The organism is Pseudalkalibacillus sp. A8 (assembly GCF_045920555.1).
In the GTDB taxonomy this organism is placed as follows: domain Bacteria; phylum Bacillota; class Bacilli; order Bacillales; family Fictibacillaceae; genus Pseudalkalibacillus.
The window spans coordinates 3,142,449-3,157,915 of the sequence record NZ_CP174509.1 but is presented as its reverse complement, the minus strand read 5'-3'; the positions used below and the strand labels follow the sequence as shown (position 1 = coordinate 3,157,915).

Annotated in this window: 15 protein-coding genes; 1 reads left to right on the top strand and 14 read right to left on the bottom strand. The window is 40.8% G+C overall.

From position 1 onward, the window contains the following. The first annotated feature begins 17 nt into the window (after positions 1-17). The gene (locus tag ACJROX_RS16245) at positions 18-209 is read left to right on the top strand and encodes a polyribonucleotide nucleotidyltransferase (protein ID WP_408006258.1); all 192 of its coding nucleotides are present in this window, start codon (positions 18-20) and stop codon (positions 207-209) included. 120 nt (positions 210-329) lie between these two features. On the opposite strand, the gene ACJROX_RS16240 is transcribed toward ACJROX_RS16245, so the two are convergent. From ACJROX_RS16240 to gltB, 14 genes are all read right to left on the bottom strand, one after another. Continuing rightward, the gene (locus ACJROX_RS16240) at positions 330-659 is read right to left on the bottom strand and encodes a four-helix bundle copper-binding protein (protein WP_408006257.1); all 330 of its coding nucleotides are present in this window, start codon (positions 657-659) and stop codon (positions 330-332) included. A gap of 80 nt (positions 660-739) precedes the next feature. Next, on the bottom strand, positions 740-1,249 hold the full coding sequence (mug, locus tag ACJROX_RS16235; protein WP_408006256.1) for a G/U mismatch-specific DNA glycosylase: 510 nt from the start codon (positions 1,247-1,249) through the stop codon (positions 740-742). Then, entirely contained in the window at positions 1,249-1,854 is a 606-nt protein-coding gene (locus ACJROX_RS16230; RefSeq protein ID WP_408006255.1) for a DUF502 domain-containing protein, read from the bottom strand. Before ACJROX_RS16230 ends, mug begins: the two co-directional genes overlap by 1 nt. Before the next feature lie 105 nt (positions 1,855-1,959). After that, the gene (locus tag ACJROX_RS16225) at positions 1,960-2,607 is read right to left on the bottom strand and encodes a TetR/AcrR family transcriptional regulator (protein ID WP_408006254.1); all 648 of its coding nucleotides are present in this window, start codon (positions 2,605-2,607) and stop codon (positions 1,960-1,962) included. A gap of 16 nt (positions 2,608-2,623) precedes the next feature. After that, entirely contained in the window at positions 2,624-3,421 is a 798-nt protein-coding gene (locus tag ACJROX_RS16220; RefSeq protein WP_408006253.1) for an ABC transporter permease subunit, read from the bottom strand. Further along, complete coding sequence (locus tag ACJROX_RS16215; protein ID WP_408006252.1) at positions 3,418-4,320, bottom strand: ATP-binding cassette domain-containing protein; 903 nt, start codon at positions 4,318-4,320, stop codon at positions 3,418-3,420. Before ACJROX_RS16215 ends, ACJROX_RS16220 begins: the two co-directional genes overlap by 4 nt. A gap of 222 nt (positions 4,321-4,542) precedes the next feature. Beyond that, positions 4,543-5,409, bottom strand: coding sequence for a chemotaxis protein (locus tag ACJROX_RS16210; RefSeq protein WP_408006251.1), 867 nt, complete (start codon positions 5,407-5,409; stop codon positions 4,543-4,545). Between the two features lie 278 nt (positions 5,410-5,687). After that, a complete protein-coding gene (locus ACJROX_RS16205; protein ID WP_408006250.1) occupies positions 5,688-5,999 on the bottom strand; it encodes a hypothetical protein in 312 nt (103 codons plus the stop codon). Positions 6,000-6,059: 60 nt separating this feature from the next. Beyond that, positions 6,060-6,356: a hypothetical protein gene (locus ACJROX_RS16200; RefSeq protein WP_408006249.1), complete on the bottom strand. Its 297-nt coding sequence runs from the start codon at positions 6,354-6,356 to the stop codon at positions 6,060-6,062. Between the two features lie 117 nt (positions 6,357-6,473). Next, entirely contained in the window at positions 6,474-7,415 is a 942-nt protein-coding gene (locus ACJROX_RS16195; RefSeq protein ID WP_408006248.1) for a S8 family peptidase, read from the bottom strand. A gap of 207 nt (positions 7,416-7,622) precedes the next feature. Continuing rightward, complete coding sequence (gene egtB, locus ACJROX_RS16190; protein WP_408006247.1) at positions 7,623-8,915, bottom strand: ergothioneine biosynthesis protein EgtB; 1,293 nt, start codon at positions 8,913-8,915, stop codon at positions 7,623-7,625. 116 nt (positions 8,916-9,031) lie between these two features. After that, positions 9,032-9,175 (bottom strand): hypothetical protein, encoded by a 144-nt coding sequence (locus tag ACJROX_RS16185; RefSeq protein WP_408006246.1) that lies wholly within the window; start codon positions 9,173-9,175, stop codon positions 9,032-9,034. A gap of 89 nt (positions 9,176-9,264) precedes the next feature. Continuing rightward, entirely contained in the window at positions 9,265-10,746 is a 1,482-nt protein-coding gene (locus ACJROX_RS16180; protein WP_408006245.1) for a glutamate synthase subunit beta, read from the bottom strand. A gap of 102 nt (positions 10,747-10,848) precedes the next feature. After that, positions 10,849-15,366, bottom strand: coding sequence for a glutamate synthase large subunit (gene gltB / locus ACJROX_RS16175; protein WP_408006244.1), 4,518 nt, complete (start codon positions 15,364-15,366; stop codon positions 10,849-10,851). Between the last annotated feature and the right edge of the window lie 101 nt (positions 15,367-15,467).

Sequence of the window (15,467 nt, the reverse complement as noted above, 5' to 3'; positions counted from 1 at the left end):
GAGGTGAAGTTTTAAAGATGGAGATCTCTTCATTCATGGCAAATAACCTTCAGCAGTTAAGACATACCTTTAACATGAATTTGTTAGATGGGAGTCTAGCGACTAAGGCAGCCCAGAGTACTGTCATGCTGAAAGATTTTGAAGCAGCACAACAAGCTGTCCAAGCACAGCATCCTACTTCTGGACATAACTTCGATTTGAAAGGTTGAATGAAAAAAGCGGAGAAGACTCCTATAGAAATGTAAGTTAATTTCTTAAGAGTCGACTCCGATTAATTCATTATTATATCTAAAAAGGATTAACAGATCTTTAAGGATGGTTAAATGACATTAAAACAATCGTATCCTGCAGCTCTCAGCGACTTCATAACAAATATCTGCACATTTTTGTGTTTCAGGGGATTCGCTTTGTGAACATTCATTTCCACATGCTTCACAAATCAACTCGCACAGTTGGCAGATTTCTTTTGCGAAAGGCGTTTCGCGTTGTAAAGCAGTTATTGTATAGGAGCAAATATCAAAACATTCCAACATGAGTTTTTCACAATCGTCAGAAGCTTGTGCAGGTGATTTTATGTTGTTCTCTTTCAACCACTCTGAACACATTTCTTTACATGAAAGGCATAGTTCTATGATGTTCTGATCTCTTTCTATCGCCATTTCACACGCCTCCAACAATATGTTAATAAACTGTATCCGTTCTGAAGCGAAGATAAACTTACTCTGGGAATTATTTACCATTATTCAATGATTTCTAGAAGTTCCTTATAAATCCGCACAATTTCTTCTAATTTCATTCGAACAAGGCCACTTGATGATGGAGTGACAAACTCTTTCATCCCAAATCCCACAGGATCATTCTGCAATCCCCATTCCACTTTTCTCCGTCCGCTATATTGGTTGTAAACCCCTTTCCCAACAAAGCAGACAACCTTTGGTTGATATCTATTTAATTTTTTCCTCAACTTTTCCTTACCCTCTTTATATTCCTTGTTTGTGATTTCTGCTGCCTCTTTTGTCGGTCTTTCCACAATGTTAGTGAACCCATAGCCGAATTTGTTAAGCAGAGTTTGATCCTCTTCAGGAGCATACAATCGGTCAGTCAATCCAGATTGATGAAGAATCTTCCAGAAACGATTTCTTGGATTAGCAAAATTGTGGCCGGTCTCACTTGATCGGATACTTGGATTGAAACCTACAAACACGATTTTCAAATTGTAATCAAGTACATCTGGGATCGGTTCAAGCATTACACTCCTCCTTGCCTATTCGCTTCATCTTTCTTCCGAACAGTCATGCCTCCGGAGAGCACAAACTTCATCGCTTCTTCTGGTTTCATATCCAATATTTCTACATCGGATTTTGGGATTAGAAATGTCATTCCTGCAACCTGGAATGTCTGCGGAACATACACTGCTATATGATCAACAAGAGGATCAGCTATCGAGTCGATATCTTCCGAAGTCACGAATCCTATAGATTTCATATTCGTACCTGGAATATGGACCAGCGCGACCTTTGAGAATGATTTCTTTTCTCCCAAGAATGATTGGATCGTATCTTTGATGACTGAATATAAACTTTTCACGATGGGAATCCGATCAAGCAGTTTATCCAAAAGCTCTACGATTTTCCCGCTTAAATATTGTCTTGATAGCCAACCTAGAATCGTTATCAAAATAATTGATGCAAGCAAGCCAAGTCCTGGTACATAATCTTCCTTCATGATGCTTCTGAACGTATTTCCAAGAATGTTATCCAAGAATTCAAATACTTTGATTACCACATAGATTACCAGGATAATGGGTAAAACAGTTACAATACCATTTAAAAAATTCTTTGCTAATGCTTTCATGTCAACCTCCAAAAAAGAATGAACCGAAAATTAATAGAGAAAAGGAGTGACCCCAGAAGACGAATCAGCCTTCGTGTCACCCCATCCAATTCCTATATCATTATATCATGTTTGTTCGTAAACCCCATATTTGAGGACATCGATATATTTGTCCAATTGACTGAGCAAAGGATCATAATCGATCAATAACTCTTCTTCATGTCCTTTATATTTCTGCATCAGCCCTCGATTGAATTCCTCCATCACCTTCAACACGTACTCTAGAACAAACTCTTTCGTCAAACCATTTCGCAGTTGATCTTCATGAAGATAATCGAAGAGTTGTTTAGCATTAAACTGCATCATCTGATTATATATCCTATCGTACAATGCAGCTATATCATCCTTTAACTCTTTTGGCGTATTAAAGAATCCATTTATCAAGATAAGATATTCATTAGGATGCTTTGAAAAGAAATTCATTTTGAGTATGGCGACTTTTTTGATCCGTTTAAAGAAATCATCCGCTTTTTCAGATTCCAATTGTGCGAAAACTTGATCGGAAACTAAACGTGCAGATCGTTCTAATAAGAATAAATATAAGGTCTTCTTATTCTTGAAATAATGAAATAATAACCCTTTCGAAATCTCTGCACGTTCGATGATTTTGTTCGTAGAAGTATTTTCAAAACCATTAGCAGCGAATTCTTCGAGACAGGCATCGAGGATTTGCTTTTTCTTTTCATCTGGCAACCTTTCAAAAGCTGGATTCATGAACTTATAACCACCCTTAGACTGCGATATCTTTTCTCTTATAATATAAAAATGCACCTACTGTACAAATCAACATGATACCTGTCATGATCAAAATATACAAGACATTGATCGTTTCATTCACTATGATATCAGCAGGATCTACATATTCAAATGGGCTGAAGTATTTCAACACTTCTAACTGATCAGACACACTTGAAATCACTTGCAAAAAATAAGTGATGAAGACTAAGCCTACTGTAACGGAAAGAATTTGTCGTCCCTTTTTCAATAAGGTGGACAACAAAAATGCAATTGCTGCAAATGTAAGATGCAATAAAATCGGTGCAATAGTCATAAGCAGGAATGGCAGAAATTTGAATGATCCATCATCTACGATCATGAAGGCAGCCAGGTTGATCAGGGAGACAAGGACATTGAATAGTAGGATGTTGACAATCACAAGAATTATTTTTTGCGTAAGCATTGCTGTTCTTGAAATTGGTTTTGACAATAAGAATTCGATCGTCTTCTCGCTTTCTTCTTTTGCCACCATATTCCCTGACAGTAGTACCACATAGATGCTGCCGATCAAAGTAATAAGCATGTAGCCTTCAACCGCATAAAAACCAAGGACTGTGCCAAGACTGATCTGATCCATATTAAAGGCTTTCTTGATGCCTTCAGGATAAGCGTCCATCAAAGCCTCAAGGTTTTCTTGTTGTTTTGCAAAATCAGGATAGATCTGCATCATCAAAAACACCAATCCGCCAAGGATGACTGACCAAATGAGTAAACCACGTAGATTCCACTTGAATTCCTGTTTGAAAATCATTGTTCTGCCCCTCCAATCGGTTCAGTCTGGTAAAAATGCATGAAGATTTCATCTAATGAAGGTTCTTCAATCACCACGTCCCTATAAGATTGTTGACTTAAGGCATGGATAAGGGTATGAATGTCCCCTCGGAACAAAATTCTTAACGTTTGACCAATCTGTTCTTGTTGGATGATTCCATCAAGACCAAGGTTTAGAGACTGACCTTCTTCTAATAGAATGGTCACGTTCTTGAATTGGTTTTTTGTGAGGTTTTCAATCGTATCATTAGCAATTAAACGCCCCTCTTTTATGATGGCTACCCTGTCACACATCTTTTGTACTTCACTCAAAATATGGGAAGAGAAGAATATTGTAACCCCTCTCTTCTTCTCTTCTAGTAAGAGGTCGAAGAATGTGTGTTGCATCAATGGGTCTAGACCACCAGTAGGTTCATCCATGATCAATATACGTGGTTCATGTAATAACGCTTGAACAATCCCGACTTTCTTTCGATTACCGAATGAAAGATCTTCAAACCGTTTGCTCAAATCCAGTTCCAAACGCTCTGAAAGTTCGTCGATTTTCTTTTTAGTTGCTGTTTTTTTATAGAAGCTCGCCGAATATTTCAGAAGTTCCTTTACTTTCATATTTTCATAATAATGGACTTCTGAAGGGAGGTAACCCACCTCTTGTTTGATCTCTTTTGAGTCTGTGATGATATCCTTACCGAAAATCTTTGCAGAACCCTTCGTCGGGTAAATGAAATTCAACAAAGTCCTGATGGTCGTACTCTTCCCAGCACCGTTTGGACCTATAAAACCATACACTTCTCCTTCTTCTACCGAGAAAGTAAGATCAGATACTGCTCGATGTTTACCATAATATTTCGTAAGTTGCTTCATTTCAATGGCTCTCATCATAGTCCCCCCTTTTGAACATTGACCACCTAGTCAATGTTTATTATAGTCTATCTTGACCCGGTGGTCAATATGAGTCTGATCAACACGGAATAAGGCCGAACAGAAAAAGACTCTTCAATATCCTGGTATGGTATATCAAGAGTCTTTTCTAAAACAAATTATCAGGGTCAGGCCAGAACCGTTTCGTTGTTATTCAAAGCATCGATCTTCTCCATTCAATCAGATATCGTTGTTGATGGAATGGAATAATTCGATCAATTGGTTCGTCAGGATAGAAAGCACTTGTTTGTCTTTGACATATTGAAAATGAGAAGCGGGATTCCAGCTTGTCAGCAGATTACCAGTATTCACTTCCTGGTCTTCCTGAATCACTTTTCCGTACGCATTACTGATGGTTTTTAATGGATAGGCTAAAATATCATCCCGGTCGTATATGTTCCACCAGCCTCCATTTCCACTTGGATAATGATTAAAGAATTCTGGAGATGGAACCAGTATTGGTTTGTCAAAGTTGGTGTATCGTAAGCTCCATAGCGCTAGAGGAGAACCGAGAGAAATGAATTTTGAGAGTGTCTCCCCTTTTTCCATTGGAGATGCATTTTCTGTCCACTCCTCAATATAATCCATTCGGTCTTCTTTCTTTTGCAGATCATAAAAGAAATTACTTGTGATTACCGTCCCTAAACTGTGGCCGATCACAAAGAGGGGGGCTTCGGCCCCTGCTTTCTTACTTAATTCAGTCAACGCGTTGAAATAGATTTCATGTACATTTTCATAATTTTGAAATTGGTCGCTAGTCGGGTGGTAAGCGATGGCATCACCTAAAAATTCAACGACGAATTTCCTAAGAAATGCAAAATCAAGCCGCCGCCCCTTTTGAACAGCTTTCCACAAATCCTTTTCTCTTTGATTGAATACTTCGCCCCAGTATATTGGTTGGAAGATAAATTCATTCCCTGTGTAATCGATTCCTCTATCCTTCATTGATCTTTCCAATCTGCTTTGTAGTTTTTCAATAAGGATTTCCGCGAAATCCTCTCTCTGTATTCCGGCACCATGTATAACTGCTACTGCGATCGGTTGCATGATTCGTCCTCCTTGTGTGGGATAGTTAAAATCGTTAAAAATATTTCGGGTGATCCATCCACGTATTCAAATCGACGTCCCCCTGGACTTCCATCAATCGGTATAGAAATCGATAGACATCAGACATTTCGACACATTTCAAGATCGGGAAGAGGAGATATTTTTTTCATATCCTTCTTTTACGAAAAGTGATGATTTTTCATCCAAGACATATTCCAGTCCAATCAAGTCAAGTTCTCGTGGTGCAATTGCGTAAGCTTCAGTATCAACGAGACCTGTTAAATGGAGACACCAAGGAATTGCGTCGGATCCATATCAATCGTCACTAGTGATGAATATTTTGGGAGATGCAATGACAACAATTGTGGTTTCAATGTTATCCAGAAATCTTGAAAAAAAGGTTGATCAGAGTTGAATCGCTCTAATAAGTTTTCAATCTCAACCGATAAACGTGTATAAAATTGTTGAATCGGATATTGAACGGTTTTGTCGGGTTGGCCGATATAAGCAAATTTTTGCTTATGAATGGAAGCGATCCCTCTCCCTAATTCGTTCAAAACGTTATGTGATGCACTAAGGAATGTTTGCACCGTTGATCCCTCTAATTTCTCCACGATCAAATAAATTTGGCCATCAATTAATCGTTTAGCCTACACCTTCGGAACTGGGATCAAGCTTGTTTTCCGAAGCATATCATTCGTAATCATCATTGAATCTGAACAAAAAGGTATGATTCCAAATAAGGAACGACAACCGTACCAGAATTCAGTTTCTCTCGTGTTATGTAAGTTCGTTGTCCGGACTATGAAGCTTCCACAGGATGTTTTAACGTCCCAAACATGACTGGCATGATTTTCATAACCTGGAGCCAGTTCAATGCCTTCAAGGATTTCATCATTAAACAATTTCTTCATGATTTCACTGGGGCCTTTATTCGTTTTCGTCATCCGTATACTTTCTCCCTTTATATTTTTTTCACCCATTTGGTTTACGATAGAGCGAATGCATAAGTTGCATTATGTAAATGATGAGGACTGACCTGTAGTGGTTAGCCCTTTTTTCCATTATCTCTTAGACTTGATTCCGCGTGACACATCTAGTAATCCTGCTCCGATTGCTGCACGATCAAAATCCAATTTTTGTGTATTATTGATGAGCAGATTATAGATCTCTCTCTCAGTCAATTTACGATTCAGCTTTTCTTCATACCCTTGTATCAGTAAAGCAGCGGCACCAGCTACGTGGGGAGTAGCCATTGACGTTCCCGATAGTTCAGCATATCTTGTACCAATATACGTCGATAAAATATTTACTCCAGGAGCTACCAGGTCAATCTGGTCATTTGTATTCGTAAAAGTTGCAGGTTTTCCATCCTTTGTCAAAGCTCCGACACATACCACTTCAGGATAGAAGCCAGGATACGTATGTTCAAATGAATTCGCAATCCCATCCCCTAGATTCCCTGCAGCACATACGACTAGAATGTTTTTAGAGACAGCTCGTCTCACTGCAGAGTGCAACCGGGGATCATGGACTGGTCCCCCCAATGACATTGAAATGACTCTTACCCGCTCCTTATTCGGTCCTCTCCAATTGATTGCGTAATGAATACCTCTGATCAAACTATCATAAGAACTTGTACCATTTGAACGAATGACTTTTAAAATCAATAAGTTCGCTTTGGGTGCTGCACCCGCTACGCCCTGTCCATTCAATTCTGCAGCGATTGTGCCAGCAACATGCGTTCCATGAAAGTGATTGTCTGAATAATTTCTTGGGTCCCCATTATGGTCTGGTGTAAAGTTCCTTCCACCAATGATTCTTTTTTGGAGATCAGGGTGATTTGGTTGACAGCCGGTATCTAGAATAGCAACTACTACTCCATCACCTTTATAGCCTAGGTCCCACATCTTCTTTGCATTGATCATTTCAACACCATAGGGAATCTCCTGGCCAAGTTCATTCGTGTTCCGTATCTTAGTGGGAAACAGTTTCAGGTCTGACATGCATTTATCTCCTTTTCACTTAAATCACATTCTCTTATACTTAGTAGATTCAAATGAAAAGGTATTGGTATAGGGAGTTGTCCTGATAAATGCAAAAAAGGGGCTGACCCATAAGTGTCCGACCTTCTCTTGATATAACAGTCGTTTGAAGGTCTCTGGCACCCATTATTGGATCAGCCCAGGACCTTTTAGTATAAGCCCGGTCACCTATTCATTTCTTGCAAGTCTTATTCCACTGTACTGCCAGCGCTTATCCGGATGGAAGAAGTTCCGATACGTATGTCTTACATGTGTAGATTGTGTCGCGCAAGATCCCCCTCTAAGTACCATTTGATTACACATGAATTTAGCATTATACTCACCTAACGTTCCATCCAACGGTTTCGACCTTGGATATTGGGTATAAGGGCTTGATGTCCATTCCCAAACATCACCAAAAACTTTATACATTTTATTGTCGCTTGTGTAATCGCCATCAGGATGAAACGTCTTATTGTCTGCGAAATTACCTTTGACTGTTACCTGTTTCATTGCATGTTCCCATTCAGCTTCTGTAGGCAGGCGATTTCCGGACCATCTCGCAAATGCATCTGCTTCAAAAAAGCTGATATGGGTGACTGGTTCATTCATTTCCACCTTTTCCATTCCTGAGAGCGTAAAGGTGTACCAGATGCCATCGATCTTCTCCCAATATAATGGAGCCTGCCACTGCTCTTCTTTTATCTTAGTCCAGCCCTCTGATAACCAATAGGCAGGCTCTTGGTAACCACAATCTTCAATGAAGTTTAAATATTCTACATTTGTTACAGGACGGTTTGCGATAGAATAGGCATCTAACCAGGACTTGTGGACCGGCCTTTCATTATCAAAGGAAAATCCTTCACCAGAATGACCTGTTTCCACAATACCTTCTTCTATATAGTTCCATTCCATATCAGGGAGATCTGAACATGATACTTCATCTTTTTCATGATAAACGGGATTTAAAGGATTGATGGAAAAGTTGTATTTAATGTCAGTGATGAGTAATTCCTGATGTTGTTGTTCGTGTTGTAACCCGATTTCCATGATCGGTGCTATTTCTTGGTATATGCTTTCTTTATATTGATCTAAGAAACTAACCATGTTTTCATCAACGTAGTTCCTATATTGGAAGATTTCTTTAACGGATGGTCTTGATAGCAAACCTCTTTTATGTCGCGGATAAGGTTTTCCATGTGTTTCATAATACGAATTGAACAAATAATCATATGTCTCATTGAAACACTCGTAGAAATCATAATAAGGAATGAGTATGAACGTCTCAAAAAACCAGGTTGTATGTGAAAGATGCCATTTTGGCGGGCTTACTTCAGGAATCGATTGAATGACATAGTCTTCTGGTTCTAATGGGTTTACGATTTGTTCGGAAAAGGCTCTGATTTGTTGGTATCGTTTTAGCAATAAACTGGATTTCTGATCAATGATTGACAAAATGTTAGCTCCTTTCTTCAACTTCATACTTTTTCTATGTGGAACTCTTCCCTTACTCAATAACCTGCAAACACGACAGAACCCAACAAAAAAACTGGCGAGTATATCGCCAGTTTTAATGATGAAAGTTTAATCCTCGCTATTTAACGTTCTTTTTCTTTATCCTCTTTAATCTCCAAATCAATTGGTTCATCTCTTGCAAATTCTTCCCGTGCAATTTTTGAACCTTTTGGGGGACGATTTATGTTCCCTTGACGTTTGTGTTTAAAATTTTGGCCTCTACCCACGGTTTAACCTCCTTTACACTCTTTTGTATTTTAAGGATGACCTATAGAGGGTGTTTTTACTCGTAACCGCGGGAGGTTTAATACAAATCTTAACCTATAAAAGCAGCCTTTTCCTGGTTCATCAAAAAGGAATGGCACTCTTCTGCTACTTCCCTACCTTCACGGATCGCCCATACAACTAGGCTCTGTCCTCGTCGAGCGTCTCCTGCTGCGAAAACGCCTTCCTGATTGGTCTTGTAACTGGATTTTTCCGTCCAGATTAACCCTCTATCAGTCTTTTTCAGATTGAATTGGTCAAGAAATTCCTTTTCAGGTCCCGTAAAACCAATTGCGATCAACACGAGTTGCGTCGACCATTCCTTTTCAGTACCTGGGATTTCATTTGTAATGATCTCCCCATTGACCAATTCTTTTTGAACTTGGACTGTACGGAGTGACTTAAGCGAACCATCCTCAGAAGATTGAAAACTCTTCGTTAAGATCTCATATTCCCTCGGGTCTTTCTTGAATTGTTTATACGCTTCTTCATATGCGTACTCCAATGAAAATGTAAGAGGGAAATGCGGCCATGGGTTATCTTCAGGACGTTCCTTAGGCTGTTCAGGGTGCTTACCGAACTGGACGACACTATTACAGTTTTGTCGTAACGCTGTTGCGACACAGTCTGCACCAGTGTCCCCGCCACCGATAACGATGACATCTTTTCCTTCTGCTGAAATCGAGAATTTGGATCCATCGTTCAAGGCTTTTGTTGAACTTGTCAAATACTCCATAGCGAAGTGAACGCCATTACTTTCCCGTTTTTCAATAGGCAGGTCACGAGGTTGTTGTGCGCCTGTACAAACAATGACAGCGTCATACTCATTTTTGAGCTGTTCTCTGCTTATATCTACCCCGATCTCTGTATTTAGCTCAAACCGGATTCCTTCTTCCATCAATAGGTTTACCCGTCTTTCAATCGTTTCTTTCTCGAGCTTCATATTCGGGATCCCATACATGAGCAAACCGCCAGCGCGATCATCCCGCTCGTAAACAGTGACCCAATGACCTTGTTTATTAAGCTGATCAGCAGCAGCTAATCCAGCAGGACCAGACCCGACAATCGCTACCTTCTTACCAGTCCTGTATGCTGGAGGTTCTGGCTGTACCCAACCATTGTCAAATCCACGTTCAATGATTTCATTTTCGATCGATTTGATCGTGACCGCATCACTATTAATTGCGAGGGTACACGAACCTTCACATGGTGCCGGACAGACCCTCCCCGTAAATTCAGGGAAATTGTTCGTCTCATCCAATCGAGCAAGTGCTTGCTTCCATTTTCCTTGATAGACAAGATCGTTGAATTCAGGAATCAAATTATTGATCGGACATCCGATGGAGGAACGCCCCCACTCTGCTCCTGTATGACAAAATGGTGTTCCACAATCCATACAGCGTGCACTTTGCTCTTTCATATCTTTTTCTGAATGTCGAAGGGTATACTCTTCCCAATCCTTAGTCCTCGTTAATGGGTTGCGTTCAGGGTTTTTCTTCCGAGGATACGTAAGGAATCCTTTAACTTTACTCACAATGACCCCTCCTTTGAAGTGTTTGACCGATCCTATCATTGATCAGTCCTCGTATTAAAGGTAAGAGGCTGACCTGTTTCCAGATCAGTCCCCGATTTCGATTTAATTTGAAATTTTTGTAACCTTTTTCTGTTCATTATCATTTTCAGTGAGCATGCGTTTGAATTCTTCAGGAATGACCTTCACAAACTGAGATATCGATTCGTTCCAATTGCTCAGGATGTGTTTAGCTCTCTGGCTCCCGGTATATTGGACATGTTTCAGAAGCATCGTGTGAAGATGCTGGATTTCATCATAATCTTCAAGTTGTTCAAACAACACCATTTCACGGTTACAATGCTTTTTCACAGCTCTGTGATCAGTATTCCAAATATAAGCGATTCCACCTGACATTCCGGCAGCGAAGTTCTTCCCGATCGAACCTAGTACAATGACTTTACCACCTGTCATATATTCACAGCCATTATCTCCTAAACCTTCAACCACCGCATGTACGCCACTGTTACGGACAGCAAAACGCTCACCTGCTGATCCGTTGATATAGGCTTCACCATCAGTCGCCCCAAACAAGGATACATTTCCGATGATGACTTCTTCCATCTGACGGACGATGGATTGTGAACTCGGAGAGACGATGATTTTCCCACCAGATAAACCTTTTCCTACATAGTCATTGGCATCCCCATTGACTTTCATCGTGATACCTCTCGGCACAAAAGCACCGAAGCTTTGCCCTGCAGATCCATTGAAAGTGAGCTTGATGGTATCTTCAGGAAGACCTTTTCCTCCATAGCGTTTGGTAACTTCGTAACCTAACTGAGTTCCAACTGCTCTGTCTGTATTTCGGATCGGTAGCGTCAATGATACAGGTTTTTGATGAAGGATACTGTCCTTTACCCTCGGTAAAATTTCAGCTACATCCAGATGGGTTTCATCATATTCAGTTCGGTAAGGCCGCTCTTTCTCTTTCCAAGCCCCATCTGCTTTGACGAGTAATGGGGATAGGTCCATCTGTTTCGCTTTAGGATGATTGTGTGCTTTTTCGTTCAGCTTAAGAAGATCGGTCCTTCCAATCAATTCGTCCATTGATCTGACACCGAGTTGTGCCATGATTTCGCGAATCTCTTCTGCGATGAAACGCATATAATTCACTACATGATCTGCCTCACCCATGAACTTTTTACGAAGTTCAGGGTTTTGTGTAGCAATTCCGACTGGGCATGTATCAAGGTGACATGCTCTCATCAAGATACAACCAAGCACGACCAGTGGAGCTGTAGAGAAGCCGTACTCCTCAGCACCAAGAAGCGCTGCTTTTACGACATCCTTTCCAGTCATTAATTTACCGTCTGTTTCGACGACGACTTTATCACGCAAATTGTTCAATACAAGTGTTTGATGAGCTTCTGCCAGGCCGAGCTCCCACGGGAGTCCTGCATGACGGATACTCGTTTTCGGAGAAGCACCTGTTCCTCCTTCATAACCACTGATGAGGATGACATCCGCTTTTCCTTTTGCGACACCAGCTGCAATTGTACCGACACCCGACTTGGCCACTAATTTTACACTGATACGTGCTTCTGGGTTAGCATGCTTCAGGTCATAAATGAGCTGTGATAGATCCTCGATCGAATAAATGTCATGATGTGGAGGCGGCGAAATCAATCCAACTCCAGGTGTAGAGCCACGGACTTCGGCAATCCAAGGGTGGACTTTCTTACCAGGAAGATGACCGCCTTCTCCTGGTTTCGCTCCCTGAGCCATTTTGATTTGTATTTCATCAGCACTGGAAAGATAATGGCTATTCACGCCAAATCGTCCAGAGGCTACTTGTTTGATCGCACTTTTTCGAATATCCCCATTCTTATCAGGGATGAAACGATCTGGGTCTTCCCCACCTTCACCTGAGTTACTTTTGCCGCCAATACGGTTCATTGCCACCGCTAGGATTTCATGTGCTTCTTTACTTAGTGAACCGTATGACATTGCTCCGGTTTTGAAACGCTTGAAGATCGATTCAACCGGCTCCACTTGGTTAAGCGGAATTGGCTCACTTTTCGCATTGATATCCAGTAAATCACGAAGATATGTGATGTTTTCATTAGACGCTAATTCAGAAAATCGTTCATACAACTTTTTGTTATTCGCTCTGCAAGCATGCTGGAGAGTATGAATGGTTTCAGGGTTGAAGGAATGATATTCCCCGTTCTTCCGCCATTGCATGGCACCGCCAGATTCCAACAACGAGTCTTTCTCAACATATGCTTTTCTATGCCGTTTCAACGATTCTTCTCCGACCGTCTTCAGGTCGATACCACCCAGCTTTGAAGCTGTTCCTGCAAAGTACTTCAACATGACATCTTCATCGATCCCTATTGCTTCGAAGGTTTGTGCTCCTCGATAACTCTGGATTGTGGAAATTCCCATCTTGGACATCACTTTGACTATACCGGAAGTAGCTGCTTCTCTATATCGCTCTACAGCTTCTTCGTAATCGTACTCAGTGATATGTTCTTGGCTGATCAAGTCTTCAATTGTACGATAAGCGAGATATGGATAAATCATATCTGCACCGAACCCGATCAGCATCGAGAACTGGTGGACATCCCGAGCTTCAGCTGTTTCGACGATGATACTGGCTTTTGTACGAAGTCCTTTACGGACAAGGTAATGATGTAATCCACTTACCATAAGCAGTGAAGGAATCGGGACATTATTTTCGTCCATTTCACGATCAGTGAGGACGATCAAAGGAGCCCCTTGAGCAATCGTCGATTCAACTTTTTCAAATATTTCATTTAAACGGGTCTCTAAGCTCTCAGCTCCCTTATCTACAGAAAAACAGTAAGATATTTTTTTAGATCGGAAATCATTCCGTCCATTATGGATGATTTCCTCATATTCCTGTTTGCGCAGGATTGGTGTATAAAGCCTGATCCGTTTACAATGCTGTGGCCCTTCCTCTAATACATTGCTTTTCGGTCCTAGATAAGAAGTTGTAGATGTGACACCTTTTTCTCGGATCGCGTCGATCGGCGGATTGGTCACTTGTGCAAACAACTGCTTGAAATAATTGAATAATAATTGTGGTTTTTCCGATAACACTGCTAAAGGAGTATCATTCCCCATTGAACCGAGCGGATCTTTCTGTTCATTGACCATCGGTACAATATTTTTGTTGATCTCCTCGTTAGTGAATCCGTGTGTGATCTGGTACGTCCTTAATTGATCATCAGACATGTTTTCAAAGCTAGGTCCATCGATACGTCCATTCAATTGGACCAATGACTCGTTCAGCCATTTTCTGTACGGATGTTCCATAGCGATTGAACGCTTTATATCTTCATTCAATAACACTTCATTCTTTTCAAGGTCGATCAAGATCATTTCTCCAGGTGCCAATCGTCCTTTTTGTACGACTTTATCCTGCTCAACGTCTAAAACCCCTACCTCTGAGGAGAAAATGATCGTGTTATCCTCTGTCAAATAATAACGAGCTGGACGGAGTCCGTTTCGGTCAATGGATGCCCCAATCTGTCTTCCATTTGTGTAAGCAAGTGCAGTCGGACCATCCCATGGCTCCATAATACAGCTTAGATATTCAAAACAAGCCCGTTCTGGATCTTTCATCTGTTCATTGAAATCCCAAGCCTCAGGAACCATCAACATTGCAGTATGCGAGATCGACCGTCCATTCATCACCAAATACTCGAATGCCTGATCAAGCATTCCTGAATCGCTTCCCTCAGTCGAAATGACAGGAAGAAGTTCCTTGTGTCTTTCTCCATAAACATTGGAAACAGCTGCACTTTCCCTGGCTTTCATCCAATTTACATTACCTGTGATGGTGTTGATTTCGCCATTGTGCATGATCATCCTGTTAGGATGTGCTCTTTCCCAGGAAGGAAACGTGTTCGTACTATAACGCGAATGGACCATACCGAACTGGGATTTACATAATGGATTATCAAGATCTAGGTAAAACTGATCTAATTGATAGGATGTAAGCATTCCCTTGTAGACAATCGTACTCGGAGATAGACTTGCAATATAAAACGGTCCTTCCTTTACATCTATTTCTTTAACAACACGTTTTTCAATAATTCTACGGATCAAGTAAAGACGTTGTTCAAATTTTTGAACCGAGCGGATATCATCCGGCCTATTAATAAAGAGTTGACGAATGTAAGGCATTGTTCGTTTAGATGCGGACTTAATAATCTCCTCATTAACAGGTACTGATCTCCAGCCTATCAATTGAAGGTTTTCTTCTAATGCAATTTTTTCTATTAAATCCTCAATCTGTTTACGTATCTTGGAATCTTGTGGCAGGAACAACATACCGACAGCATATTCTCCTTGTTTCGGCAGGAAATTGTTCCATGATTCCCTGAATAGCTGATCTGGTATCTGTACCATGATTCCAGCTCCATCCCCGGAGTCTGGGTCTGCTCCCTGGCCACCTCTATGCTCCAGTCTACAAAGCATGGTAATAGAATCCTTGATTGTTTGATGTGTAGCTACCCCGTCAACTTTTGCGACAAATCCGATTCCACAAGCATCACTTTCGTATTTAGGATCATAAAGTCCTTGTTTCTGTGGAAGACCAGTTCGAATCATAGTATCACCCCATCTGCAAAATTAAATCTTGGCTCGATATAGCCTCTCTTAGGCTTTTAAGTTTTTAAGCTCATTTTGTAAAAGGTTTTCTCACAAACTTC